The 26222-nt window shown below is 34.9% G+C and carries 22 protein-coding genes; 10 read left to right on the top strand and 12 right to left on the bottom strand.

From position 1 onward, the window contains the following. Positions 1-178 precede the first annotated feature (178 nt). The gene (locus E2R68_RS02875) at positions 179-1993 is read right to left on the bottom strand and encodes a DUF3413 domain-containing protein (RefSeq protein WP_134276002.1); all 1815 of its coding nucleotides are present in this window, start codon (positions 1991-1993) and stop codon (positions 179-181) included. 4 nt (positions 1994-1997) lie between these two features. Beyond that, positions 1998-2222, bottom strand: a complete 225-nt coding sequence (locus tag E2R68_RS02870) for a YejL family protein (protein ID WP_134276001.1) — start codon at positions 2220-2222, stop codon at positions 1998-2000. A 399-nt stretch (positions 2223-2621) separates the two neighbouring features. Between E2R68_RS02870 and yejK the strand changes: the two genes are divergently transcribed. The 6 genes from yejK (at position 2622) to E2R68_RS02840 (ending at position 7999) form a co-directional block, all read left to right on the top strand. Then, positions 2622-3698, top strand: coding sequence for a nucleoid-associated protein YejK (yejK, locus tag E2R68_RS02865; RefSeq protein ID WP_134276000.1), 1077 nt, complete (start codon positions 2622-2624; stop codon positions 3696-3698). A gap of 43 nt (positions 3699-3741) precedes the next feature. Further along, positions 3742-4608 (top strand): 6-carboxytetrahydropterin synthase, encoded by an 867-nt coding sequence (locus E2R68_RS02860; RefSeq protein WP_134275999.1) that lies wholly within the window; start codon positions 3742-3744, stop codon positions 4606-4608. A gap of 46 nt (positions 4609-4654) precedes the next feature. Continuing rightward, a complete protein-coding gene (locus tag E2R68_RS02855) occupies positions 4655-5002 on the top strand; it encodes an HIT domain-containing protein (protein ID WP_134275998.1) in 348 nt (115 codons plus the stop codon). A 58-nt stretch (positions 5003-5060) separates the two neighbouring features. Continuing rightward, the gene (locus tag E2R68_RS02850; RefSeq protein ID WP_134275997.1) at positions 5061-5660 is read left to right on the top strand and encodes a penicillin-binding protein activator LpoB; all 600 of its coding nucleotides are present in this window, start codon (positions 5061-5063) and stop codon (positions 5658-5660) included. Positions 5661-5725: 65 nt separating this feature from the next. Continuing rightward, on the top strand, positions 5726-6970 hold the full coding sequence (locus tag E2R68_RS02845; protein WP_134275996.1) for a COG3014 family protein: 1245 nt from the start codon (positions 5726-5728) through the stop codon (positions 6968-6970). Between the two features lie 21 nt (positions 6971-6991). Continuing rightward, the gene (locus E2R68_RS02840; protein WP_134275995.1) at positions 6992-7999 is read left to right on the top strand and encodes an LPP20 family lipoprotein; all 1008 of its coding nucleotides are present in this window, start codon (positions 6992-6994) and stop codon (positions 7997-7999) included. Here the strand turns inward: E2R68_RS02840 and E2R68_RS02835 are convergent. Next, positions 7953-8882 (bottom strand): ketopantoate reductase family protein, encoded by a 930-nt coding sequence (locus E2R68_RS02835; RefSeq protein ID WP_134275994.1) that lies wholly within the window; start codon positions 8880-8882, stop codon positions 7953-7955. The two genes, E2R68_RS02840 and E2R68_RS02835, sit on opposite strands and share 47 nt — an antisense overlap. A 137-nt stretch (positions 8883-9019) precedes the next feature. On the opposite strand from E2R68_RS02835, the gene E2R68_RS02830 reads away from it, so the two are divergent. Further along, positions 9020-9502: a YajQ family cyclic di-GMP-binding protein gene (locus E2R68_RS02830; RefSeq protein ID WP_134275993.1), complete on the top strand. Its 483-nt coding sequence runs from the start codon at positions 9020-9022 to the stop codon at positions 9500-9502. Between the two features lie 51 nt (positions 9503-9553). Here the strand turns inward: E2R68_RS02830 and E2R68_RS02825 are convergent, their stop codons facing one another. The 9 genes from E2R68_RS02825 to gap all read right to left on the bottom strand — a co-directional run bounded on the left by E2R68_RS02825 (position 9554) and on the right by gap (position 18901). Further along, positions 9554-10252, bottom strand: a complete 699-nt coding sequence (locus E2R68_RS02825; protein ID WP_243834581.1) for a M15 family metallopeptidase — start codon at positions 10250-10252, stop codon at positions 9554-9556. Beyond that, complete coding sequence (gene dapE / locus E2R68_RS02820; RefSeq protein ID WP_134275992.1) at positions 10249-11382, bottom strand: succinyl-diaminopimelate desuccinylase; 1134 nt, start codon at positions 11380-11382, stop codon at positions 10249-10251. The genes E2R68_RS02825 and dapE overlap by 4 nt, the downstream gene beginning before the upstream one ends. A 9-nt stretch (positions 11383-11391) precedes the next feature. After that, a complete protein-coding gene (locus E2R68_RS02815) occupies positions 11392-11742 on the bottom strand; it encodes an ArsC family reductase (protein WP_134275991.1) in 351 nt (116 codons plus the stop codon). A 133-nt stretch (positions 11743-11875) separates the two neighbouring features. After that, the gene (crr, locus tag E2R68_RS02810; protein ID WP_134275990.1) at positions 11876-12385 is read right to left on the bottom strand and encodes a PTS glucose transporter subunit IIA; all 510 of its coding nucleotides are present in this window, start codon (positions 12383-12385) and stop codon (positions 11876-11878) included. Positions 12386-12443: 58 nt separating this feature from the next. Further along, positions 12444-14168 (bottom strand): phosphoenolpyruvate-protein phosphotransferase PtsI, encoded by a 1725-nt coding sequence (ptsI, locus tag E2R68_RS02805; protein ID WP_134275989.1) that lies wholly within the window; start codon positions 14166-14168, stop codon positions 12444-12446. Positions 14169-14215: 47 nt separating this feature from the next. Then, positions 14216-14473, bottom strand: coding sequence for an HPr family phosphocarrier protein (locus E2R68_RS02800; RefSeq protein WP_134275988.1), 258 nt, complete (start codon positions 14471-14473; stop codon positions 14216-14218). Positions 14474-14860: 387 nt separating this feature from the next. Next, positions 14861-15826: a cysteine synthase A gene (cysK, locus tag E2R68_RS02795; protein ID WP_134275987.1), complete on the bottom strand. Its 966-nt coding sequence runs from the start codon at positions 15824-15826 to the stop codon at positions 14861-14863. A gap of 231 nt (positions 15827-16057) precedes the next feature. Continuing rightward, the gene (sbcB, locus tag E2R68_RS02790; RefSeq protein ID WP_134275986.1) at positions 16058-17485 is read right to left on the bottom strand and encodes an exodeoxyribonuclease I; all 1428 of its coding nucleotides are present in this window, start codon (positions 17483-17485) and stop codon (positions 16058-16060) included. Between the two features lie 423 nt (positions 17486-17908). Next, positions 17909-18901 carry a type I glyceraldehyde-3-phosphate dehydrogenase gene (gene gap / locus E2R68_RS02785; RefSeq protein WP_134275985.1) on the bottom strand — a complete coding sequence of 331 codons (993 nt, stop codon included), beginning with the start codon at positions 18899-18901 and terminating at the stop codon, positions 17909-17911. Positions 18902-19574: 673 nt separating this feature from the next. Here gap and malQ point away from each other — a divergent pair. The 3 genes from malQ to glgX all read left to right on the top strand — a co-directional run bounded on the left by malQ (position 19575) and on the right by glgX (position 26206). After that, a complete protein-coding gene (malQ, locus tag E2R68_RS02780; protein ID WP_134275984.1) occupies positions 19575-21767 on the top strand; it encodes a 4-alpha-glucanotransferase in 2193 nt (730 codons plus the stop codon). Between the two features lie 92 nt (positions 21768-21859). Continuing rightward, entirely contained in the window at positions 21860-24079 is a 2220-nt protein-coding gene (gene glgB, locus E2R68_RS02775; RefSeq protein ID WP_166738794.1) for a 1,4-alpha-glucan branching protein GlgB, read from the top strand. Continuing rightward, positions 24080-26206 carry a glycogen debranching protein GlgX gene (glgX, locus tag E2R68_RS02770; RefSeq protein WP_243834580.1) on the top strand — a complete coding sequence of 709 codons (2127 nt, stop codon included), beginning with the start codon at positions 24080-24082 and terminating at the stop codon, positions 26204-26206. Positions 26207-26222 lie beyond the last annotated feature (16 nt).

The raw sequence follows: 26222 nt of genomic DNA, 5'->3' as shown, positions 1-26222 counted from the left end.
CAAAGAAGTGAGTTGTTTTAACCAGTAAAATAGATCCGCTATTTACTGTAAATGCTGGTGGAATGTAACATATATATTATGGCTACTAGTATGAGCTTCATCAAAGTTCAAAAATCATAATGTAAAAAAGAGAGTTGAGAAGTGATGGGGAAGACGTTTCCCCCATGTGAACTATTGTTTATTTAGGATTAAAACGACGTAATTTAGATAGCACATCAATTAATAACGTTATGTCATATTGAGCATTATTTTCAGATTGCTCAATACGGTCACCTTGCCAATTAATACTATCAATATCACCATTACGTGAAAATTGTGTTATTTTATCTGTTTCATAAATAATGTAGTTATTGGTATCACCTGACAAAACATACTGACGATTATTGTTGCTAAACAAGTGTTTACCACTGCTGTAACTACTCGGCATATTATCAACAGAGAACACTTCTTGCATTAGGGTTGGCATGATATCTACATGACTTGTCATTCTATTTATTTCTTGTGGTACTTTATTTGGCCATATTAAGACCATTGGTACATGTGAACCGTTAATTAAAGTATCGCTTGTATTCGCTTTTTTAAATGACTGCCCATTCGTTCCGGTTATCATGATGATTGTATTTTTATACTGCTTTTGTTTTTTTAGCCTTTCTACTAATCGTTTTATCTGATTATCAATTGTCAGTACTTGAGATTGGTATAGCGATAAATCTTCACTTTGTTCAGAAACCGTTTTGTGGTTATTTTGAGCAAATAAATGACTGTTTTTTTGTGCTAAATAAACATAACTAAACCAAGGCTGAGTGTTTTTTTGCTCACTAACCCATTTATTCCACTGTTGTACGACTTGATTATTATTTTGAGTTTTTGAAAAGTAAACGTTAGGTGTCGCTTTTAATTGGCTAAAACTACTCTGTAAAAATTCAGGATGTACAAAACCTATACCAGAAAATAGCCCAATAGGACGTTTATCTTCTGCTACTTTATCAATAAAAACAGGCGAAATATGATTGTTGATAACGGTTGTCCAATAACTATTCGGCAAGCCATAAAATAAACTAAATACGCCTTGCTCACTATTATTCGCACCACTAAAGTGTTGTTTGAAATTAAATCCTTGTTCACTTAGTGTCTGTAGATAGGGCATGCTTTTAGCATTCAACATATCTGCACGCAGTGATTCAACTGTGATAATTAAAATATTTCGATTATGTTCAGGATTGTTTTCACTAGCAGAAAAAGCTAATGGCTCAATGGGATAACGTAATTCATTTGGATTAGTGCCATCTTGGGCAAGTTTATTCTTTTGAATGCTTTCTTCGTTTAATAAACCTTGTTTAGTTAAAAACGTGCGGGCTGTCATTGGGTATGATAATGGATATAAAGATTTTTGTAAGGTGACTGGGCGGTATTGAGTTGCATCGGCCCAAATAAACAACAGATGGCTAAGAATAAATGCTGATAACAACACCAAAGTAATTGGCTTGCCAATACGTTTAGCACTTAAATTACGTACTTTTTTCCATACAATTAATGAAAAGAATACTTCTAAGGCAAAAATAATAGGAATAGAAATATAGTGTAAATTAATTGAATAAATGGCTTCGACTTGTTCCGGTCGTTGTAAAAATTGCCAAATTAGAGGGTTGAGATGAAAACCATAAAGTCGGAATATCTGTGTATCTACGATTAAAAAAGCAATACCAACAGTGGCGATTAATATGGAGGTTAATCGGTAAACAAGGTTGTTTGTTATGAGGAAAGCCAGTGGAAATAAAAAAATACCAAAGACAACAGCAGAAAGAAAACTAAAGTGTCCAATCAGACTGACAAATTGATAAAGAATACCTAAGGCTGAATCAGCCAGACCAGAATATGCTACATAACGAATACTGATTAATGAAACAGCAATAATATTAAAAAACGTAAACCAGTGTGCCCAGGCTACTTTCTTGGCTACATTGTCGTAGAATTTATGACCTGTCTCAACCATGTTTTTATTTATCTTTTAAGTTAATAGAAGCACTTAATGCTTTTACAAATTTATCTGAAATTGCTTTACGCTGTGTCACCGGAACTTGGCTATTAATAACATGTGTAATGCTATTACCAAGGATCATTAAGCTCAAATCAACTGATACGTCATTATCATGTAAAACGTCCATGACTTGATCAAGGATAGTTTCAATTTTTTGGCTAGAGTATTTTGATTGAATTGGCATAATAAACTTCTATGTAATTAAGGATGAATAATTACAGTATGATACCCCACTGACATTATTATACCAATCACTTAACAGGAGGAATTTAAAAAGTTAAGGTGATAATAAAACTATTTAATCTTCGTTTTTCATCTCTTTTTCTATTTAATCATCATTTCTGCTATGAAAATATAATGTTATCGCTTCTATTTTGATCAAAAAATAGTTAGGTGAGTTTATCTATTACGAGCAAACGTATCTAACTAAGTGTTGATTTTATTTAATATTTTCTTTGTTTTTTAGCTAAATGTTATTTGTGATTAGTGGTGTTGATTTTTGCATCTTGAAGGATAACAGGTATATAATTTGCGAATCAGATTTGCCACTAAATCAATTTGCTTTCAAAAGGTCATTCTATCTATGAACGTTTCTGCTACTAATATCATTTTACATTCTTTGAATTACAACGATGAAGGGGTATTACAATGTAAAATGCGTGAAGGTGAGTTACCTATTTCGCCTTCAATTGAGCAGTTTGTAATGGATTTGCACCGTAACTACCAGAGTAAATCAAATAAAGCCTATGCTTATTTTGCTGATGAATCTGAAAAGTCACCATTATTTCAACGTGCTCTAACAGAAGAGTTAAATGGTGAATTAGATTTTGTTGGTTTTTCACAGCAAGCTGCAGCCCGACTTGTAGAAGAATTAAAAAAGCATGATTTTGCTGAAGAAGGTGTGTTACTGATAAGTAAATATAGTTGGACAACGAGTGATTACCTATTTATTGCTTTATTGCAAAATAATCAGTCGATCAGTGTTAATGAGAATTTAGAGCTTAAAGTAAGTCAGCATATTGAAACAAGTAAAATTCAACTAGTCGCGCGTATTGATCTCACGTTATTAAAACGCTCACCTGAAGCTAACCGTTATATTTCATTTATTAAAGGTCGAGTTGGTCGTAAAGTATCTGATTTTTTCTTAGATATGATGGGGGCAAAAGAAGGCTTTGATGCAAAGGTACAAAATCAAGGTCTATTACAAGCAGTAGAAGAGTTTTGTGAAAAACAAGCTTTACCAACTGAAGAAAAGCAAGCTGTGCGTGAAGTAACATCGAACTACTGCAAAGAGCAACTTAAAGAAGGTCAAGATATTGATCTTTCAACCTTATCTAATGAATTTGAAAGTACATCTAGTTTGGAAGGAAGTTTTTATGATTTTGTCAGTGAAGATTATCAATTAGAAGAAAATTTTCCTGCTGACAGAAGCCTAGTTAGAAAATTAACAAAATATGTTGGTCAAGGTGGTGGCATGAGTATTAGTTTTGATCAAAAGCATTTAGGTTCATCTGTCAAATATGACGAAGCGTCTGACACATTAACCATTCAAGGTATTCCGCCTAATTTACGTGAACAACTTAAACGTGATGCATTAATTGACTCGGATGACGTTGTATTACAAAGTGCAACTGAAGATGAAAGTAAAGCACCGTTTTAATCATGTGCTAATTACTCACTGCAATTGATAAGAGATAACAAGAATGAAATTATTTGTACGAGACCTAACGGTCATTGATGCTACATATTTAGATCCAGAGCGTGGCTTTGTTGGCGAAAGTTATCAAGTTGATGTTGTGTTAGATGGACAATTGAATGAACAATCTATGATTCTGGATTTTTCATTAGTTAAAAAACAGATAAAAGCCATTATTGATGCTGAAGTTGATCATAAATTACTCGTGCCACATGCATCATCTCGTTGCTCAGTTACATTAGAAGAACAACGCACACAAGTTGATTATGTACTTGAAGATAAAAGTGTTATTCAATTAAAAAGCCCGCATGAAGCGTATTGTTTGTTAGAAAGTGAAACGATTACAGTCGATTTATTAGAAACTTATCTAGAACAAGTTGTGCTGATTAAACTACCAGAAAATATAACTGGTTTATCAATAAAGCTACGTTCAGAAGTATTAACAACGCCTTATTATCACTATACGCATGGTTTGAAAAAGCATAATGGAAATTGTCAACGTATTGCACATGGACACCGTTCAAAAATTGATATTTTCATCAATGATGAATACAGTGAATCTTGGGTCGATAAGTGGGCTAAGCGTTGGGCGGATATTTATTTAGCAAGTCAAGAAGACGTGATTGAACGTAGTGAATTATCATTTATTACCAGCAAAAGTACTGTACCTGTCCATTGTTCTGCATATCATGCACCACAGGGATATTTTGAATTGTTGATGCCAGCGAGTCGTTGTGAAGTATTGGATAATGACACAACAGTTGAAGAATTAGCTCGTTTTATTTGTGAAACAATTAAACAGCAAGAAGGGGATAATCGTGTAACCGTTTATGCTTATGAAGGTATTGGTAAAGGAGCAATTGTTACGCTTTAATTTTAGCTGTTTAATTACTTATTTGAATTATTTTAAAGAGGCTCATATGGCAGAAGAAACTATTTTTAGAAAAATTATTGATAAAGAGATCCCATCAGATACTTTATATCAAGATCATTATGTGACTGCATTTCGAGATATTTCTCCCCAAGCGCCTGTGCATATATTAATTATTCCTAACAAACTGATCCCAACGGCAAATGATATTGAAATTGAAGACGAATTATTAATTGGTAAAATGATGACAGTTGCTAAAAACCTTGCAAAACAGGAAGGTATTGCTGAGTCAGGTTATCGCTTGATTATGAATTGTAATAATGATGGTGGACAGGAGGTCTATCATATTCATCTACATTTGTTAGGTGGAAAAAATCTAGGGAAATTAATTAGTTAAATTTTTAAAAACGTTGGATAATCAAATCCAGCACAATTATTCTTTAGTGGAGTTTACAATGAAAATAAAATCTAAATTTTGGTTAGTAGTTGCAGCGACGTTGGTCTTGTCGGGTTGTTCTACATCGGTTGAGCGCTTAGATGCACAACAGCAAATCGATTTAAGCGGGGCATGGAATGACACCGATTCTCAACTTGTTGCGCGAGAAATGGTTGATGATGCATTATCACGTGCATGGATAACTAAATTTGTAAAAACACAAGGTAAAGATCCTGCAGTTATTGTTGGTCGTATTAAAAACTTAAGCCATGAACATATTAATACCAATGCATTTATTGCCAATATTGAACGTGAGTTAATTAACTCTGGTGAAGTACAATTTGTTGCAAGTTCTGGTGCTCGTCAAGAGATCCGTGATGAACGTGCTGATCAAGATTTAAATGCAACTGAAGCAACGCGTAAAGAAATGGGCCAAGAATATGGCGCTGACTACATGATGCAAGGTCAAATCAATACTATTATTGATGTGGATGGTACAACTCAAGTACGTTTCTACCAAGTTAACTTAGAGTTAATTAGTATCAAAGATAATCGTAAAGTATGGGTTGGTGAGAAGAAAATCAAAAAACTGGTTAAAAATAGTAAACTTCGCGAGTAAGCACCCAACGAACCCTTTAAATAGGCTCAATTTTGAGCCTATTTTAATTTCAAAGTGGGAAAACCATGCATAAAATACTTATTATTACTTTATTTGTGTTGTTGTCTACGGGCTGTTCTTTGCAGCAATATCACAACAATGAATTAGCTGATCAGTTACAACAACAAAAACCTGAAAAAATCCTTTCTACATTACAAGAAAAAGATCCTGGTGATACAGATATTGCACAATATTATCTGAATCTTGGATATTTGCAGTTGCTCACCGGGCAATTTGATCCTGCTATTAAATCACTAACACATGCAGAAAAAGAGATGCAATCATTAGCTGCTATATCAGTTACTGAAAATGTCGCTGCTGGCACTGTTAATGAGACATTTCGAAAATATAGCGGTTACCCAACTGATCGAGTAATGGTACATAATATGCTTGCTCTAAGTTATTTATTTAATAACGATATTGAGGGGGCACGCGTTGAAATGCTACAAGCTGATGTTGCCATGAAAAAGTTAGTTAGTGGCAGACAATTAAACGGTCAACTAGCAAGCACACATCTATTATCTGCTATGATTTATGAGCTATTAGATGAACGTTCAAATGCTTTTATTAGTTATCAATCTGCCGAAAGTATTTTAACGCAACGTAAAGCAACTTTACCTGAGGGGCTAAAGTTAGGCTTATTACGTATGAGCAAAAAAATGGGAAATGATCAACAATACGCGAAATATAGTCAAAAATTCCCATCACTTGTACAGCGTGCTAAGACTAATAAGCAAGTTTTTAGCCTGTATTTTGATGGCGTTGTTTCGAATAAAGTTGAGCGAACAGTGATGGTGCCAAGTCATGATCATGGGCAATTAATTAGAATCTCTATGCCTGCTTATGATAAACAAGATTACCGTTTACAACGCCTTAAAATGAGTGATGGTCAGCAACAAGTTCGTAGTGATGTAATTGAAAATATTGACTCCTTAGCAAGAGAAGATTTAGATAGAGAATACCCATCAATTTTATTACTAACAACAACGCGAGCGATTGCTAAATATGAGTTAGTGCAAAGAGGTCATGAACAAAGCTCATTGGTTGGTACATTATTAAATATTGCTACTGTGTTAAGTGAAATTGCTGATTTACGTAGCTGGAACATGTTGCCTGCTACCATACAATTTAGTTATTTAGATACTAATGCAGATAATGTTATTGTGTCGAGTGTAAACGATATTGATCATAAAATTAGTTTAAGTAAAGGAACGCAACACGTTATTTTAACAACGAGTTTGACTGATAAAGTTTTTCATTATCAGCAATAAATCTTTAAATAAGGAATTTTTATGAAGCAAGTAAAGCTTACATTATGTATGTTCATTTCGTTATTATTGATAACGGCTTGTGCAGCTCCAACACCTGAAGAGAAAGCGTTGGCAGAGCGTCCTGATTGGATTGATAATGCACAAGGAAAATACCCAAGTAATGATTATTTAACTGCTGTAGGACAAGCCTCAAATCGTACTCGAGCAGGACAAAGTGCCGTCACTAATTTACTGGAAATTTTTTCAGTGAAAGTACGTGCAGAGACAAAAACATTAACTGAAGCGGTAAAACAAGAAAGTGTAGTCGGAGTGACGCTAGAAAGTTCGACCACATTACAGCGCAGTATCGAAACAGAAACTGATCAAGTGATTCAAGGCGTAGAAATAAAAGAAAGTTGGCTAAGTCCTACTGGTGATTATTATGCTCTAGCTGTATTAGAAAAAAATAGTGCGGCTCAAAATTTAATGCAATCCATTACTGAGCTAGATAATAAAACAGCAGAGTTAATTGATTACAGTATTAATTTTGCGCCTAATTCAATTTTAGCTGTTAATGCGCTTCGTTCGGCAAGAGATCAACAGCTTGCACGTAAGACTGCTGATTTACAATTGAAATATATTAGTGGTAGTGGTGTACCCAATAATATTTCGAGTAACAAAATTGAGCAGTTAATTAGTCGTAAATTAGCATCATTACAAATGAGTGTAAAAGCGGACAGTGATAGCCAAAAAAAATCATTACAAGCGGGTTTAGCAAAGTTAGGAGTAAAGGTTGTTAATGAATCAAGCTTACAACTTTCTGCAGAAATTGATGTCACTGATCCAGCGTTTATTAATAATTGGTATTGGTTACGTGGTAGTTATGAATTAACAATTAGTGAAAATGATAAAGTGATTAGCCGTAAACGTTGGACTGTTAAAATTTCTGCAAAGCAAAAAGAATTATTAAATTTGCGTTTACAAGATAAATTAAACAGTCAAATTAGCAATTATTTACAACAGTTGGTGAGCGATACTCCAACGCTTTAATTTGTTGATATAAGTTCGTTAAAATAGGCGCCTCAATATTATGTTGATGCGCTTTTTTTATAAGGTAACCATTAATAAACTCTATTTCAGTTTCTCTCCGATAAAAAATATCTCGGTTCATTGATGAGTAATTTGGGGCCGTTGCTTCAATCACTGCATTAATACTTTTTTGTAATGATAATAATTCAAAATTAAATTGTTCAGCTTTTGCTATGGCAAGTGATTCTTCAATAATTGCTTTGATGGTTAAAGAAAACTCTGATGCTTGTAATGCTCCATTTTTAATTTGATGAATGGCTGTTAATGGATTGATGGCTGCATTAATAATTAGTTTTAGCCAACATTTTTCAGCGATATCATTACACCAATGCACATCTTTCATAACTGCTTGAAAAGGTTTAATTAGAGTTGCTAGATCTAATTTTTTATTCTCACAATTAAAAGTACCAAAGTAACTTGCCCCATTACCTGTCTGCGTAATATTAAAAGGAGCGTTTAATAAGCTCGCATTAGCTGTTGTTGCAGAAATAATGGGGTTGTTAGGGAAGTGCTTAAGTATTTCATCAGCGCAGCCATAACCATTGTGCATTAATATAATAGGTTGCTGGGTTGATATATAAGGGCGTTGCATTAATAAAGCAGATAATACATTAGGTGCTTTTACACAAACTAAAATAACACTTTGTTGCTCGATTAATGTGTTATGTAATAACTGATGGCTGTGAGAAATAGGTAATCGAATTTTTTCTGCTTGTAAGTTAGTAAATTGTAATTCAGTTGTTTGGTGTTTAGTACGGGTCACAATATGACAGGCGAAATTTGATTGTTGTAATTTTGCTAACCATAAACAGCCGATTGCACCTGCACCAATAATTTGAATCATAATTTCTCCTAAAAATTCATTATGCTAATTTGTATAATAAGATACAAGTAACAAAGTCTGTTTCGATGATAGAAGATGAATGCATTTTCTGGTAAATTCAGCACACATTAATTTAAACCATTCATTAAGGAATAAAGATGCCTTCATTTGATATCGTTTCAGAAATTGACTTAGAAGAAGTTAAAAATGCAGTAGACAATACACGACGAGAAATAAGTAATCGTTATGATTTACGTGGTGTTAAAGCAACCGTGACACTTAATAAAGAAGTAGTAAAACTAGAAGCTGAAGCCGATATGCAAATCTCTGCTTTGCGTGATATGTTACGTGGTAATCTTGTTAAACGTGGTGTGGATACGCGTGCAATGGATCCTGAACAATGTGATCAATCAGGAAAATTTTGGTCTCAGAATGTTAAATTTAAAGTGGGTGTTGATCAACCAACGGCGAAAAAATTAGTAAAACTAATTAAAGATAGCAAAATTAAAGTACAAGTTGCCATTCAAGGTGAGCAATTACGTGTAACAGGCAAAAAGCGTGATGATTTACAGCAAGCAATGCGTTTAGTGAAAGATTGTGATTTAGGAATAGGCTTTCAATTTAATAACTTTAAAGACTAAATTATCAATAATTAATAGAGGTTTATTACATATAAAGCTCTATTAATTCTGCTATTTTCTTTGATTAATATTGCAAATATATTGTTTATAGATAATAGGTAACTGTTGCAAAATTAAAGACTTTCCTTGAATAGACGCTTTGTTTATTGTGTCTGCTATCAGTGTTTCATCTAATAGCGGAAGACATTTTTCGGCTATTGGAAAGTAGCTAATGTGCCAAGGTTCTTCAGCAACTCCTCCTTGATAATTTTGATAAGGGCGATAAAAACCAAAAGCTTGCATATTATTTGTTAGCCATTCATTTAATTCCGCAAAATATCCACCGCTTAAATATTCACTTTTTTGTAATTGTAATGATTGACCTAGAGGTAGTAGGGTTGGATCATAAACATCTATATCAGTGCCCCAATGGTGGCGACTAGTAGCAGGTAAAGCAGACCAATGTAATAACTGATATAGCTTTTCTGTCTCAGTTATTTTGTTTGTTTGCTTGCAGTCGAGTGCGACTTCATTTTTATCTAAAATAGCAACACGACCAGAATATTTATTATTCCAAATCTGTAATTGACGCTCAAAGCTTCGAAATGCACTAGCAATATGTAAAGTAAAACCTTGTTGTTTTGCCGCTAATTGTAATGCAGTAAAATCCTTTACAACTTGCTTGTGAAGCAATCGATTTGGAGCAAACTCTATTAGATGAGTTTGCTCTTGGCCCGTAAGTTGTTTGGGCGTTATTACAGATGAAATCATGCTAATAGATTTTTTAATGTAAGTTTGAATATATCAACTAACTCATCTAATTGTGCAACATTAGTTGATTCATTTACTTTATGAATAGTGGCATTGATTGGTCCTAATTCAACTACCTGAGCGCCTGTTGGTGCGATAAAACGAGCATCAGAAGTACCACCACTAGTAGATAGCTCTGTCGTAATGCCATTAGTTGATAAAATAGCTTGAGTCACTGCATCAGTTAATGAACCGGGCTCGGTAATAAAAGGTTGCCCGTTATAAGTCCATTTTATCTCATGCTCTACTTTAGCTTTGTTGATAATTGCTTCTACTTTATTGGTGATCATATCCGCTGTTAATTCCGTTGAATATCGGAAGTTACATTGTACTACTGCATCACCAGGTACTACGTTACTTGCTCCGGTACCTGAATTAAAGTTAGTGATTTGAAAGCTAGTTGCAGGAAAATATTGATTACCCTTATCCCATTCAGTGTCAGCTAGTTCTGTTAATATAGGCGTGGCTAAATGGATAGGATTATTCACTAAATGGGGATAAGCAACATGTCCTTGTGTTCCTTTAAATATTATATCAGCTGTTAATGAGCCTCTACGTCCATTTTTAATGACATCACCGACATGAGTAGTGCTTGAAGGTTCACCAACAATGCAATAATCTATTTTTTCATTGCGTTCTTCTAATACATCAATAACACGTGTTGTGCCGTTTATGAATGGGCCTTCTTCATCACTTGTGATCAGTAATGCAATAGAGCCTTTATGATCAGGATGTTCATTGATAAATGCTTCTAATCCAAGCATAAAGCAAGCAATGCCGCTTTTCATATCAGCCGCACCACGCCCATATAACATACCGTCAATAATAGTTGGTTCGAATGGTGGCGTATCCCATTTACTTTCAGGTCCAGTTGGTACTACATCGGTATGTCCAGCGAAACAAAATAGAGGCGCTTGTGTGCCGCGTCTTGCCCATAAATTTAATGTATCTTCAAATTCCATGGTTTCACAAACAAAACCTAATTTTTCTAAACGAGCAATTAAAAGATCTTGGCAGCCAGCATCTTCAGGTGTCACTGAACGACGACTGATCAAATCTTCTAATAATGTTACAACAGGTGAGTGGTTCATGGTATTTCCTTATACGGCAAAAAAGGTTTGATAGTTTTTTTGATTAAATCCAATTATCGCTACGCCTTGGTGGATCACAAGAGGGCGTTTGATTAAGGTAGGAAATTCTATAAACAATAAACTTGCTGATTTTTCATTTAATGACTCTTTTTGCTGATCGGTGAGTGCACGATAGCTGGTGCTACGTTTATTCAATAATTCATCCCAGCTTAATGTTTGGTATAGCTGTGAAATTAAATTACTGTCTAATCCATCTTTACGGTAATCGTGAAATAAGAAAGGGATATTATTATCATCGAGCCATTTTTTAGCTTTTTTTATCGTATCGCAATTTGGGATACCGTACATTATTGTCTGCATTATGGGAGCTTATACGTTGAAATAAAAAGAATAATGAATTGTAACAAGGAAGGGGCAATAAGAAAAATTTAAGATAAGGTGTCAGTAAATACAAAGAGTCGCAAATCGACTATTTGTATTTACTGGCGATGAATTATTTAACTATTTTAAGAATAATATCTTCTGCAACGTCAACAGTGCCAGACATTTTTTGTAGCTCTTTAATTTCATCCATATTTGAAATAACAACAGGCGTTAATATTGATTTTGCTTTTGAAGTTAAAAAAGCTAAATCAAATTCAATGATAGTCTCGCCAGCTTTTACTTTTTGGCCTTCTTGAGCAATACGTGTAAAACCTTCACCTTTTAATTCAACAGTATCAATACCAAAATGAACAAATAATTCAATCCCTGTGTCAGATTCTAATGAGAAGGCATGATTTGTTTCAAAAATTTTACCTATTTTACCGTCACATGGGGCAACCATTTTGTTACCTGTTGGACGGATAGCGATACCGTCACCGACGATTTTTTCAGCAAAAACAACATCTGGCACATCTTCAATTGCCACTATTTCACCTGAAATAGGCGCTACAATGTCAATGGTATCTGATGTCGGCGTACTACCAGTTACTGCTTTCTTTAATGAATCGAAAAAACCCATGTTAAACTCCAAGTTGTAATAAAATAAGTTAAATCAACAGCTAATCAGCTGCTTAGTTTTAATTAGTTAATGCTTTAGTTTTATTAAAATTACTGACTAATGCTTCGATTTCAGCAGCTGTAGCTAAAGAAAGAGCTTTATCTGCTAATGCTTTTGCCTCTGAAAAAGTTGTATTACGTATAATTTTTTTAATCATAGGAATAGACATTGCACTCATTGAGAACTCATCTAGCCCCATTCCTAATAGTAGAAGTGTTGCTTGCTCGTCGCCGGCTAACTCACCACACATACCAGTCCATTTTCCAGCTGCATGAGAAGCATCAATTACTGTTTTAATTAATGTTAATACAGAAGGTGATAATGGATTATATAGTTCAGAAATTAATTCATTGCCTCGATCAACAGCAAGAGTGTATTGCGTTAAATCATTTGTTCCAATACTAAAGAAGTCGACTTCTTTAATTAAATGATGTGCAATAGTTGCTGCCGCTGGTGTTTCGATCATAACACCAATTTCTATACTTGTATCAAAAGCGATGCCTTCATTTGTTAGTTCTTGCTTCAATACGGTTAATATATCTTTAAGTCTGCGCACTTCCTCAACAGAAATGATCATTGGAAACATGATCTGGATTTTGCCAAAAGCAGATGCTCGTAGCAATGCACGTAATTGAGGGTTCATTATTTCAGGACGGTCAAAATAGATTCGAATTGCTCGCCATCCCAAAAAAGGATTAAGTTCAGCTGGTAAATTTAAATAAGGTAAATACTTATCACCACCTATGTCCATGGTACGAATAATACAAGGGTGTCCTTGCATTGCCTCAACTACTTCTTTATATGCTAAAAATTGTTCATCTTCAGTTGGAAGTTGATCTCGATCCATAAATAAAAATTCTGTTCTATATAAACCGATACTTTCTGCGCCATAACGTTTTGCGCCATCAATATCCTTAACGGTGCCAATATTTGAAGCAATTTCGACGTGATGTCCATCTAATGTGACAGCAGGAAGATCTTTTAACTCTGCAAGTTTTACTTTTTCATTTAAAAATTGATCGCGTATTGCTTTAGCTTTGGTTAGTTCTGAGTCACTAGGTTGAATAATTATTTTATTATTCAATGCATCAAGAATAACAATATCACCATTTTTAACACGCTCTGTAATATCATTTGTACCAACAATTGCTGGAATTTCTAATGAACGAGCCATGATCGAAGTATGTGAAGTGCGACCACCAATATTAGTAATAAAACCTAATACTTTTTTAAGATTGATTTGTGCTGTTTCAGAAGGAGTTAAATCATCTGCAATTAAAATAACTTCTTCAGTAATTGCATCTAAACTAACAATGTTGATACCAAGTACATTTTTTAATAAACGGTTACCGATATCACGGAAATCAGCAGAGCGCTCACGTAAGTAAGGGTCTTCTAATTCTTGCAACATGTTTGCGTTTTCTTCAACAACATAGTTTATTGCGAAGTCAGCAGAACAGTGATTTAATTTTATATAGTCACAGATATCTTCTTCGAACTCTTCATCTTCAAGCAACATAATATGTCCCTCAAAGATAGCTTCTTGTTCTTCACCAAATGTCTCAAGTGCTTTTTTCCTAACAATTTCTAATTGTGCAGATGTTTTTGTTCGAGCCTCAAGAAAACGTTCAATTTCATGTTGAGAATCTTGCACTTTATCGGTGTTGATTGAAATCTCATCTTCTTGTAATAACAACGCTTTTGCGAACGTGATACCAGGAGATGCTAGAATGCCAGAGATCATAATCTACCCTTAAGCTATTAGGTTTTTCATAAATGAGAATGGTTGGATCACACTAAAGTTGCCATTAATTCAACTAAAGTATCGACCGCTTTTTGTTCATCAGCACCTTCAGCTTTGATATTGATGGAAGTACCTTGAGTTAAACCTAATGTTTGTAACTTGAAAAGACTTTTAGCGCTTGCTGATTTACCACCTACTTCAACAGAAATGTCAGCTGTGAATGATTTTGCTTCTTTCACAAATTGAGCTGCAGGACGAGTGTGAAGACCATTCGGTGCAGTAATAGTAACTGTTTTTTGATACATGGTAATACCTTAAATAAATTTTGAATTTGTGATGAACATGATCTGTTATGAAGCATAAAAAATAATGCACAGATAATAAAAGTGTATTCATCAAAACAACTAAAAATGAGAAATGGAGGTTGGAACTAAGCCAACATTTATTTCGCCAAATATTAGATTTTTCTTAATATGTCATTTTTCTTTAACAGGCGATGATTATAATAACCCATAATGAAATTAATGATCCTAAATAAGATACGATAGGTCAACGAATTTCTGTTTTATGGCTATAAAAACGCCATAATATTTGTTTTTTTGCTTGTTTTTTGACCTGTAGATGAGGAAGGGAATTTTTGATATAAAAAAAGGTGCTAAAAAGCACCTTTTTTAAATCAGAATGTTTTTAAATTAAGCGAACTCTTCGCCTTCAAATACACCTGCAAATAATGCTGTTGATAAGTAGCGTTCACCTGAGCTTGGTAAAATAACAACAATATTTTTGTCTTTGAATTCAGGTTCTGCTGCTAAACGTGCTGCTGCAACAACGGCTGCCCCTGAAGAGATTCCTGCTAAAATACCTTCTTCTTCCATTAATCGACGAGCCATTTCAATTGCATCATCATTGCTTACTTGTTCTGCACGATCAATTAATGAAATATCTAGGTTTTTAGGGATGAATCCAGCGCCAATACCTTGAATTTTGTGTGGTCCTGGTTTTACTTCTTCACCAGCTAATGTTTGAGCAATAACTGGAGAGTCTGTAGGCTCTACTGCAACACTAATAATTGCTTTGCCTTGTGTCTGTTTGATGTAACGGCTAACACCTGTAATTGTACCACCAGTACCAACGCCTGCTACAAATACATCAATTTCGCCATCTGTATCATTCCAGATTTCAGGGCCAGTTGTTTTCTCGTGAATTTGTGGGTTTGCTGGGTTTTCAAATTGACGTAATACCAGGTACTTACCTGGTGCAGATTCAGCTAATTCTTCTGCTTTATTGATTGCACCTTTCATGCCCAAAGCACCATCGGTTAATACTAGATTTGCGCCTAATGCTTTTAATAATTTACGACGTTCAACACTCATTGTGTTTGGCATAGTTAGGGTTATTTTGTAACCTCGGGCAGCTGCAACAAAAGCTAATGCAATACCTGTGTTACCACTAGTTGCTTCAACTAATTGTACATCTTTTGTTAATGTTCCATTTTTTTCTGCTTCTAAAATCATGTTTGCGCCAATACGACACTTCACACTAAAGCTTGGGTTACGACTTTCTACTTTTGCAAATACGTTACCAGTTGTTACATTGTTTAAGCGTACTAGTGGTGTATTACCGATTGATTGTGAGTTGTCGCTAAAAATTTTGCTCATAATGATCTTCCTGTTCGTTGAGTGATTTAATAATTTATAGCTAGTAGCATATCCAATGTTTCTAAATGCGGAAGTAAAATTTTGTTATACCATATAGATTTTTGAGATATATTAGCTTTTAAGCTGTTGAGAGGCTGAGTTGATTGTAAAATCAGTTAAATAAATTTAGTTACAATACGACCGTACTTCATGTTATTTAACTGATATATAAGGAAATTAATATTAGAATTTTTAACTTTCTGTTAAAAATTCTAAGTAATGTACTAAGTTTTGTAATACTTCTATTTTCTCTGGGCTATGTTGGTGCTCAAGCGCGAGTATATTTAAACGTTCAATATAATTATCTCTATGTTCTATAAGATAAGCCTCCCTGTGTTTTGCCCATTTTTCTTGTTCTTCAATAGATAAAGTATCAGGATAATTTCTTGCTTTGTAGCGTCCCCATAATATCGCTAAATTAGGATCATCAAAGTTAGCTTCATAGCCTGAAATTTGTTGAGCAGACAGCTCTGTAATCGCTTTACATTGATTTTTATCGTTTGCAGTAGAGAAACCTCCACTATATAACTTTTGCTCTGGCTGTTGTTCTCGATTGATTTTTGGATCTACATTAAAAACAGTGATTAATTTTTCAACTAACGCTCTGTTTTCTGAGAAGAAATTTATGGATTCACGGCATTGTTTTGCATCAACCCCTAATTCTTTTGCCCGTGCAGGTGTTAATGTTTTAGCACTTGCAATAATAGGGCATTTATTGATATGAATAAGCTTAAGTGGTGGTCTATTAATCCCTTCAGGCAAATCATTGGTTGGTGTGTATAAGTAAGATTGTATTTGTTCAATGGTTAAAGAATTAAGTTGCTTAATATCTTTATTTAAATCAATTACTATCACTGCATTATTATTTGTTGGATGTTGTGCAATAGGTAAAATATATGAACAGCATCCTTGTAAAGCTGAAAACATACCTGATATATGCACTAAAGGGGTGAAGGTTCCAAGTTTTAACTCACGTAGTACTTTGTTTTTTTGGCGCAAACTATAACAATAATCAAATAACTTAGGATGTACTGTTTTAATTAATTTTGCCATTGCAATGGTGGCATAAACATCCGACATTGCATCATGCGCTTGTTGATGTGCAATGTTATTTGCCTTGGTTAATAATTCAAGCCTAAAGCTAGGTGCATCATTTTCATCATAAACCCATTCTATACCATCAGGTCTTAGTGCATAACATGCACGTACCATATCGATAATATCCCATCGCGAACAACCATTTTGCCACTCTCTCTGATAAGGGTCATGAAAGTTTCGGTATAAAGTAAAGCGTGTCACCTCATCATCAAAACGGATATTGTTATAACCCACCACACAGGTATTAGGCTGTTTGAATTGCTGTAAAATGTTAAATATAAATTGATTTTCATATTCACCATGTTGTAAAGCATGTTGCGGGGTTATACCAGTAACTAAACAAGCTTCAGGTGCGGGTAAATAATCATTAGGTGGGCGACAGTACCATTCGTAAGGTTCTGAAATTACATTTAAATCAAGATCGGTACGGATCCCGGCAAATTGAGAAGGGCGATCGGTACCTGGATTTAAACCAAAGGTTTCGTAATCGTGCCAGAAAAGGCTTGGAGCATCTTGATTCATATTTATATTACCTGAAATTACTGATTCACATATTGTGGCTAATTTGCTTGTAAAAAGCGAATGATACTAATCACAATAAATAGCTTATCTATTTTACTTGTCACAACAGTCCCAGTTTCTGGTTGTAAACTTTGTAAAAGAAACTGCCATTAGGTCTTGAATTGAACTATTTTTTCAGCGCAAAATTTAGATAACATATTTAATGTAATCGATATTAATTACAATAATGTAATTGAAAAATAAGTTTATTTTAAAGATAAGTATTAGAAGTAAAGAATATTGCAGGTGTGTTTTTAATAATTAATTATCGAATACAATTAAATTAGTGAAAACATGACCTTCACTTAAAAGAGTTTGAAGACTAAGTTTTAGATACAAAAAAGCCTGCATATAGCAGGCTTAACTCGAAACTTATATCACTGCTTATTTAGAAACAAGAGAGATTAAGTCTAGTACTTTGTTTGAGTAACCGATTTCGTTATCGTACCAAGATACAACTTTAGCGAATTTATCAGTTAAAGATAATCCTGCTTTTGCATCAAATACTGAAGTTTGAGTTTCACCAATGAAGTCTTGAGAAACAACAGCATCTTCAGTGTAACCAAGAACACCAGCCATTTCATTTTCAGAAGCGCGTTTCATTTCAGCACAGATTTCTTCATATGTAGCAGCAGTTTTAAGGTTAACAGTTAAGTCAACAACAGAAACGTCAGCAGTTGGTACACGGAAAGCCATACCAGTTAAAAGACCGTTAAGAGCTGGGATTACTTTACCTACAGCTTTAGCAGCACCAGTTGAAGATGGGATGATGTTTTGAGAAGCACCACGACCACCGCGCCAATCTTTCATTGATGGACCATCAACTGTTTTTTGAGTTGCAGTTGTTGCATGTACAGTTGTCATAAGAGCAGATTCAATGCCCCATTTGTCATTCAGTACTTTAGCAATTGGTGCTAAACAGTTAGTAGTACAAGAAGCGTTAGAAACGATATCTTGACCAGCGTATTCAGAGAAGTTAACACCGTTTACGAACATTGGAACGTCGCCAGAAGGACCAGTAAGAACAACTTTTTTAGCGCCTGCTTGGATATGTTTACGAGCTGTTTCGTCAGTTAGGAAGAAACCTGTTGCTTCTGCAACTACTTCAACACCTGCTTCATCCCATTTTAGGTTGGCTGGATCACGTTCTGCAGTAACACGAACAGTGTTGCCATTTACGATTAGGTTTCCGTCTTTAACTTCAACTGTACCATTAAAACGACCGTGAGTTGAGTCATATTTAAGCATGTAAGCCATGTATTCAACGTCGATTAAGTCATTGATTGCAACAACTTCAACATCAGCACGTTCACATGATGCACGGAATACGAAACGGCCGATACGACCGAAGCCGTTAATACCTACTTTAATTGTCATTTTTTGTTCCTTATGGATGTTTGATTTTAAAACTTGTCATCATTATAGGTGTCAAAAACACCTGAGACTTGATGTTAGTCAAGTTATACGCTCTGAAAACACCTTGTTACTCATTAAATTGCAAAAAAATTTCTAATTAATAAGTAGTATGTTTTTTGAACTGATATCACTGTAATTAAATTACAGTGTCATATTAAGGGCAATTCCACATAAAATAAAGCAAAACAGCAATTAAAGTGTTATTTGTCTATTCATTGAATAATTTTTTATGAGACCTAGGTAGAAATTGTAACTATATGATCATTTTTATTTAATAAAATTGAAGTAGTTTAGCTTCATATCAATTAATTACTCTCTTTCCTGGTTTATTGTTTCCTTTGTATAGTTGAACAATCGTATTGATATTAAATACAAAATAGATAAATTGTGAGTTTACTTAAGTAAATTGCTCAGTTTAATGAGTAGTCAAAATAATTTGTGGTAAAACAATCTAAGATTGAATGTTATTTTTGATGTGGTGGTTATTAATACAATAACTGATATTAAATAGTAGGTGACATGGTTTTTATTTATCACCATTTTGTATTCATTTTATTCGTAATCATGACGAGTTAAATTAGAAATCTAGTTTCCATACTGGGTACTATCAATTAATCATAAATATAGGTGTTACATGAATAGTTCTACATTAGATTCGTTTATGCAATTAAAAGGGATTGATCCTCATTTTATTGATGCTTGGGGAAAACCTGCCACCGTTACTGATGAAAATGTTAATACTCTCATTAATCATATGGGATTTGATGCTTTAGATGAAGCCGCTTTATCAGCCCATTATCAACAAGAAGAAACACAACACTGGTTATCTTTATTACCTCCTGTCTGTGTATGGCAAAAAGCCTCAAATTATCAAATTGAAGTGCATTTACCTATTGATTTTGTAACAGACGCACTGGTTTATCGTATTACTACCGAAGATGGTTTACAAATTGATAAAAAGATAACAGCGACAGATTTCCCCTTATTAGGTTGTAATGAAATTTCGGATGTTGAATTTCAATTATATGCTGTGACTTTAGAGGTGGAGTTGGATATTGGCTATCATCAGCTTACTTTATTAGAAGAAGGTAATGATCAACCATTAGCGGTAATGTCTTTAGTTATTACACCTACAGTCTGCTTTACGCCTCCTGCTATAAGAGAAGGCAAAAAGCTATGGGGAACAAGTGTTCAATTATATGGTATCAAAAGTCAACAAAATTGGGGAATAGGGGACTTCTCTGATTTAAAAGAATTATTAACTAAAACGGCTGAAAGTGGTGGAGACTTTATTGGCTTAAATCCTATTCATGCACTGAGTCCATCACAACCTAATAATGCCAGCCCTTATAGCCCCTCATCACGGAAATGGTTAAATATACTGTATATCGATATTACAGAGATCCCAGAATTGCAGCATTGTCAGGTTTTACAAAACAAGTTAGCTTCTGCTGAGTTTCAACAAGCGTTAACTCAGTTACAAGACCTAAAATGGGTCGATTACGAATCCGTTGCTCGTTTAAAACTTGCGGCGTTGCGAGATTTGTTCATTACTTTGCATGATGGTGAAGAAGAAAATAATAAACGTTTACAAAAACTGAGCTCTTTTGTTGCTGAAAAAGGGGATTCTCTAAAAGAACAAGCTGCCTATGACGCATTACAATTCAAATTCTTTACTGAAGATGAGCAAGCCTGGGGATGGCCTGTTTGGCCTGATAACTTACAATCATTTTCAAGTACTGCTACACAAGATTGGTGTTCAGAAAATGCTCAAGAAATTATATTTTGGAGCTATTGTCAGTGGATTGCAGAAGAGCAATTAGCAGAGGCAGACAAACTTGCTAAATCATTAGGTATGACATTGGGTATTTATCGTGATTTAGCGGTAGGAGTGACAAAAAATAGTAGTGAAGTCTGGGCCAATCGCGATTTGTATTGTGAAAATATTAGTATTGGAGCGCCGCCTGATGTATTGGGGCCATTAGGCCAAAGTTGGGGATTGCCACCACTTTCGCCAGATCAACTTTATAAGTCGGCGTATCAACCTTTTATCGAATTACTACAAGCAAATATGCAATATTGTGGAGCTCTACGTATTGATCATGTCATGGCTTTATTACGTTTGTGGTGGGTTCCTGAAGGTGAAACTGCTGATGGCGGTGCTTACGTCTATTACAATGTTTATGATATGTTGAATTTATTAGCTTTAGAAAGTGTTCGCAATGAATGCTTAGTGATTGGAGAAGATCTTGGCACTGTGCCTGATGGTATGGATGTATTGTTGAAAGAAGCTGGAGTGTATTCATATAAAGTCTTTTTCTTCGAACAAGCTGAAGATGGAGGTTTTATTTCTCCTTCCCATTATGAACAACAAGCAATGGCCACTTTATCAACTCACGACATGCCAACAATAAAAGGTTATTGGCACTGTGAGGATTTATATTTAGGCAGAGAACTTGGTTTATATCCAGATCCTGAGGTATTTAATAAACTACTTGTTGATAGAGTTAATGCTAAGCAACAGATACTAGATAGTTTACATGGGCATCATAGTCTACCTGATGATTTTCCTAGAGATGCAAATTATATTGGTATGGATCAGGTTTTAAACTTTGCATTGCAAAAACATCTAGCAAGAGGATGTTCTACATTATTAACTTTGCAACTTGAAGATTTCTTAGAGATGGAGCAGCCCGTTAATGTGCCTGGTACAAGTGATGAATATAGAAATTGGCAACGAAAATTGACACATGATGTTGACTCTATTTTTAAAGACACAAATATTCATAATTTATTAAAAGAACTAACAGAAGCAAGATCTAAATAACCTGAATTCGGGCTAAATGAACTTCTACCTAGGTATTTAAAATGACTAAAAAAGCCGTACAAAAGACAGTAGCTGAAATTGAAAAGAAGCAAATGAACTTAGCAGCAAGAGAATTAATCTTACAATTAAAACAAGCAAAACTAGCACAACCCTTTGCCAAATTAGGATTAATTAAAAAAACTGAGCAACAAGGTTTTACTTTGCGAGTATGGTTACCTGAAGCGATTACCGTTTCCTTTTGTGCCGCTGCCGATGAGTTAGATATTGAAGGGGAATTAATACTGGTAGATGCTGCAGGTTTATTTGAAGTTGAATTACCTAATGTGACAGAGCCGTTTCTTTACCAATTAACCGCTGAATATCAAGGTGGTGTACATGAATTCATTGACCCTTATCAGTTTCATGATATTGCCTTTTCAGGATTGGCTACATTGCATGAAGCCCCTCAGAATGTTTATCAAACTTTAGGTGCTCAATTAAAAACAGTATGTGTTGATGGTGTTGAAGTAAGCGGTGTGCGCTTTATAGTTTATGCCCCTAATGCCTCTAGTGTTAGTTTGATTTCTGCTTACAATCATTGGGATGGGCAACGTCATCCAATGCAACGCAGTTGGTGTGGCCATTGGGTTCTATTTGTTCCTGGTTTATCTGCAGGTTGCGCTTATAAATTTGAACTTAAAGATAACAAAGGAAATCGTTTACCGCATAAAGCGGATCCAGTTGGTTTTCAAGCTGAGTTATTTCCATCACATTCTTCTATTGTTGTTGATCATGATTCCTACCAATGGAATGACCAAGCATGGCAAGCATCTCAGGCTGGAGATAAACGCTTTGCACCTATTAGCATCTATGAAGTACACCTCGGCTCTTGGAAAAGAGTGGTAGAAAATGGTGTAGAACGAATGCTGACCTACCGAGAATTAGCGGTAGATTTATTACCTTATTTAGTTGAAATGGGCTACACACATTTAGAAGTTTTACCTATTTCTGAGTTCCCATTTGATGGTTCTTGGGGCTACCAACCCGTGGGATTATTTGCTGCCACAAGTCGATTTGGTGATGCAGATGATTTGAAATATTTTATTGACCAATGCCATCAAGCGAACATTGGCGTTATTGTTGATTGGGTACCTGCTCATTTCCCCGCGGACTCACATGGTTTAGCCTGTTTTGATGGCACTCCTTTATATGAATATGAAGATCCTCGCCGTGGTTGGCATCCAGATTGGAATTCTTATATATATGATTTTGGGCGCGATAATGTGCGTCAATTTTTAGTCGCGAGTGCACTTATTTGGCTTGATAAATTCCATGTTGATGGATTACGCGTGGATGCTGTTGCCTCAATGCTGTATTGGGATTATTCGCGTGAAGAAGGTGAGTGGGTACCGAATGTTGATGGGGGAAATCATAATTATGAAGCGATTAGTTTATTAAAATGGTTTAACGAGGAAGTGTATCGTCAATACCCACATGCGATGACCATTGCTGAAGAATCCACTGCTTTTTCTGGTGTTTCCAAGCCTACTTTTGAGGGTGGGTTAGGTTTTGGGTTTAAGTGGAATATGGGCTGGATGCACGATACATTAAGTTATATTGAGCAAGATCCTATGTACCGAAAATTCCATCATCATGAAATGACATTTGCCATGGCTTATCATTATAACGAGCATTTTGTATTACCTATCTCACATGATGAAGTTGTGCATGGTAAAAAAAGTATGTTAGGGAAAATGCCTGGAGATGAATGGCAAGGTGCAGCTAATTTACGAGCATATATGGGGTATATGTATGCTCATCCGGGTAAAAAATTAAATTTCATGGGAACTGAAATCGCCCAAAGTAGAGAATGGAATCATGATCAAAGTTTAGATTGGGATTTACTTGCTTTTGACAAGCACCAAGCTCAACAAAAACTTATTTGTGATTTAAATCATTTTTATAAAAATAATCGTGCAATGTATGAATCTGATTACCAACAGCAAGGTTTTGAGTGGTTAGATCATAGTGACGGTGAAAATAGTATTGTCTCTTTTGTGCGTCATAATTTAAATAAAACTGAGCATGTTATTTGTATATCAAACTTTACCCCTGTACCTCGTGAATATTATCGATTAGCTGTTGATATAGCAGGTCAATATGAAGTTGTTATTAATACTGATAGTGAATATTACTGGGGAAGTAATTATGCCATGGGAGATGTCATGGGAGTGTTTGAAAGTGAATCCCATCCTTGGCAAGGTAAAGGTCATTCTATCGTCATCAATTTACCCCCACTATCAACCGTTTACTTAAAGAGAAAAGGAGCATAAGTGTCAAATATTGTGACTGAAACTAACATGGATATTATCAATAGTGAGCAAGAAACGGTAAGTAAAACTGACTACATAAAAGGGAGTTTTGTTAGTTCACTCGGAAATTATTATCCACTAGGTGCTACTTTGGATGAACTGGGGTGTAATTTTTCAGTACATAGCCAAGGAGCTGAAAGTGTTGAGCTTTGTTTATTCGATAATAACGAAGTTCAGATAGAGAGTTATTTTCTAAACACTACTCATTCGCATCTTTGGCATATTCATTTGCAAGGTATTCGAGCGGGTCAAAAATATGCTTACCGAGTCCATGGTACTTATGCCCCGGAAGAAGGGTTATTATTTAATAACAAACATTTATTAATCGACCCTTATGCTAAATCTTTAAGCAAAGTTCAGCATAGTTTTGCCCAATCGCAAAGCGATGAAAATGATATTCATATTGCCAAATCAATTGTAATAGATGACCAGTTTGATTGGCAGGAGAGTGTTAAACCAACGATTGATAATAAAACTCGTATTTTGTACGAATTGCATTGCAAAGGTTTCACTCAATCAAATCCTAATATTCCATTACCTTTACGTGGAAAATACCTTGGTTTATCACATCCAGAAAGTATTAAACATTATCAATCATTAGGTATAACGAGTTTACAAATTATGCCTGTATTTAGTTATATGAGTGAACCACGTTTAAAAGACTTAGGGTTAACGAATTATTGGGGATATAACCCAATTAACTTTTTTGCGCCCGAAATTCGCTATTCACAATATGATGCTGTCGTTGAATTTAAAACAATGGTTCGTGAACTACATGCCGCCAATATTGAAGTGATATTAGATGTGGTATTTAATCATACAGCTGAATCAGGTGATGGTGGGTTAGTACTTAGTTTTAAAGGTTTTGATAATAAGCAATATTATACTTTTGAAAGCGATAAAAATGGCGTTAATTATCAAAATTATAGTAACCATTCAGGTTGTGGGAACACAGTTAACTTAGATTTTTCTTGGTCTTTAAAGATCACTCTAGACGCGCTACGTTATTGGGTGACAGAGATGCAAGTTGATGGTTTTAGATTTGATTTAGCGGTTAGTTTAGGTCGTGAAGCTAAAGGTTTTAATGAGCAAAGCTCATTTTTTAAAGCATTATTACAAGATCCTATTCTAAGTAAAGTCACTTTGATAGCCGAACCTTGGGATATTGGTCCTGGTGGATATCGCTTAGGGGCCTTTCCTGAACAATGGAAAGAGTGCAATGATCGTTATCGCGATACTATTCGCTCTTTTTGGCGAGGTGATACAGGGCAAGTTTCTGAGGTGGCCACTCGCTTATTAGGCTCTCGTGATTTCTTCCCTCTTGAAAACAGAAGTAATAGCACGAGTGTTAATTATATTTGTTACCACGATGGTTTTACATTAGACGACATGGTGTCTTTTCAAGATCGTCATAACGAAGCAAATGGAGAGAATAATCGTGATGGTCATGGACATAACTTATCAGCGAATTATGGCTGTGAGGGACCAACAAAAGATGTTCGAATTAATAAGCTAAGACAACAACAAAAACGTAATATGATTGCTACTTTATTTTTATCTCAAGGGACACCTCATTTCCTTGCGGGTGATGAAATGGGAAACAATCAATTAGGTAACAATAATGCTTATTGCCAAGATAATCAGATAAGTTGGATTAATTGGGAACATTCTTCTGATGACTTATTGTTATTTAAATTTACCAGTAAGATTATTGCACTACGTAAACAATCTCGATTATTTGGAAAGCTTCTTTTAGATGATAATTTAGAGAATAGCGATCAAGTGAAATGGTATCATCCAGATGGATATTTGATGCAAGAAATAGACTGGCATGCTGCAAATTCACAAGCGATTGCTGTTGAGCTAAATGAAATTGATTCAGAAGGAGAACATTTTTATTTGGTACTAAATGCTTCTAGTTATCAAATATGCTGTCAATTACCTGCTTTAGAAGAAAATAAATTCTGGCAAGCGGAGATAGATACTCGTTGTGAAAATGGTGAACTAATTGATGAAGTTACTTTTGTGTCTGATGCCGTGAAAGCGGCTGCTCATTCAGTATTATTGTTTAGAGCTGTCAGCCATTAGAAATGATAAACAAACT

The sequence above is a fragment of the Psychromonas algarum genome (genome assembly GCF_004376845.1).
Taxonomy (GTDB): domain Bacteria; phylum Pseudomonadota; class Gammaproteobacteria; order Enterobacterales; family Psychromonadaceae; genus Psychromonas.
The sequence above is the reverse complement of the archived record's forward strand: the minus strand, read 5'-3'. Positions and strand labels throughout refer to the sequence as shown.

What these genes read in the sequence shown, in the direction of transcription:
- E2R68_RS02875 (WP_134276002.1), bottom strand. Translation starts at nt 1,993, where the DNA reads ATGGTTGAGACAGGTCATAAATTCTACGACAATGTAGCCAAGAAAGTA.
- E2R68_RS02870 (WP_134276001.1), bottom strand. Translation starts at nt 2,222, where the DNA reads ATGCCAATTCAATCAAAATACTCTAGCCAAAAAATTGAAACTATCCTT.
- yejK (WP_134276000.1), top strand. Translation starts at nt 2,622, where the DNA reads ATGAACGTTTCTGCTACTAATATCATTTTACATTCTTTGAATTACAAC.
- E2R68_RS02860 (WP_134275999.1), top strand. Translation starts at nt 3,742, where the DNA reads ATGAAATTATTTGTACGAGACCTAACGGTCATTGATGCTACATATTTA.
- E2R68_RS02855 (WP_134275998.1), top strand. Translation starts at nt 4,655, where the DNA reads ATGGCAGAAGAAACTATTTTTAGAAAAATTATTGATAAAGAGATCCCA.
- E2R68_RS02850 (WP_134275997.1), top strand. Translation starts at nt 5,061, where the DNA reads ATGAAAATAAAATCTAAATTTTGGTTAGTAGTTGCAGCGACGTTGGTC.
- E2R68_RS02845 (WP_134275996.1), top strand. Translation starts at nt 5,726, where the DNA reads ATGCATAAAATACTTATTATTACTTTATTTGTGTTGTTGTCTACGGGC.
- E2R68_RS02840 (WP_134275995.1), top strand. Translation starts at nt 6,992, where the DNA reads ATGAAGCAAGTAAAGCTTACATTATGTATGTTCATTTCGTTATTATTG.
- E2R68_RS02835 (WP_134275994.1), bottom strand. Translation starts at nt 8,882, where the DNA reads ATGATTCAAATTATTGGTGCAGGTGCAATCGGCTGTTTATGGTTAGCA.
- E2R68_RS02830 (WP_134275993.1), top strand. Translation starts at nt 9,020, where the DNA reads ATGCCTTCATTTGATATCGTTTCAGAAATTGACTTAGAAGAAGTTAAA.
- E2R68_RS02825 (WP_243834581.1), bottom strand. Translation starts at nt 10,252, where the DNA reads ATGATTTCATCTGTAATAACGCCCAAACAACTTACGGGCCAAGAGCAA.
- dapE (WP_134275992.1), bottom strand. Translation starts at nt 11,382, where the DNA reads ATGAACCACTCACCTGTTGTAACATTATTAGAAGATTTGATCAGTCGT.
- E2R68_RS02815 (WP_134275991.1), bottom strand. Translation starts at nt 11,742, where the DNA reads ATGCAGACAATAATGTACGGTATCCCAAATTGCGATACGATAAAAAAA.
- crr (WP_134275990.1), bottom strand. Translation starts at nt 12,385, where the DNA reads ATGGGTTTTTTCGATTCATTAAAGAAAGCAGTAACTGGTAGTACGCCG.
- ptsI (WP_134275989.1), bottom strand. Translation starts at nt 14,168, where the DNA reads ATGATCTCTGGCATTCTAGCATCTCCTGGTATCACGTTCGCAAAAGCG.
- E2R68_RS02800 (WP_134275988.1), bottom strand. Translation starts at nt 14,473, where the DNA reads ATGTATCAAAAAACAGTTACTATTACTGCACCGAATGGTCTTCACACT.
- cysK (WP_134275987.1), bottom strand. Translation starts at nt 15,826, where the DNA reads ATGAGCAAAATTTTTAGCGACAACTCACAATCAATCGGTAATACACCA.
- sbcB (WP_134275986.1), bottom strand. Translation starts at nt 17,485, where the DNA reads ATGAATCAAGATGCTCCAAGCCTTTTCTGGCACGATTACGAAACCTTT.
- gap (WP_134275985.1), bottom strand. Translation starts at nt 18,901, where the DNA reads ATGACAATTAAAGTAGGTATTAACGGCTTCGGTCGTATCGGCCGTTTC.
- malQ (WP_134275984.1), top strand. Translation starts at nt 19,575, where the DNA reads ATGAATAGTTCTACATTAGATTCGTTTATGCAATTAAAAGGGATTGAT.
- glgB (WP_166738794.1), top strand. Translation starts at nt 21,860, where the DNA reads ATGAACTTAGCAGCAAGAGAATTAATCTTACAATTAAAACAAGCAAAA.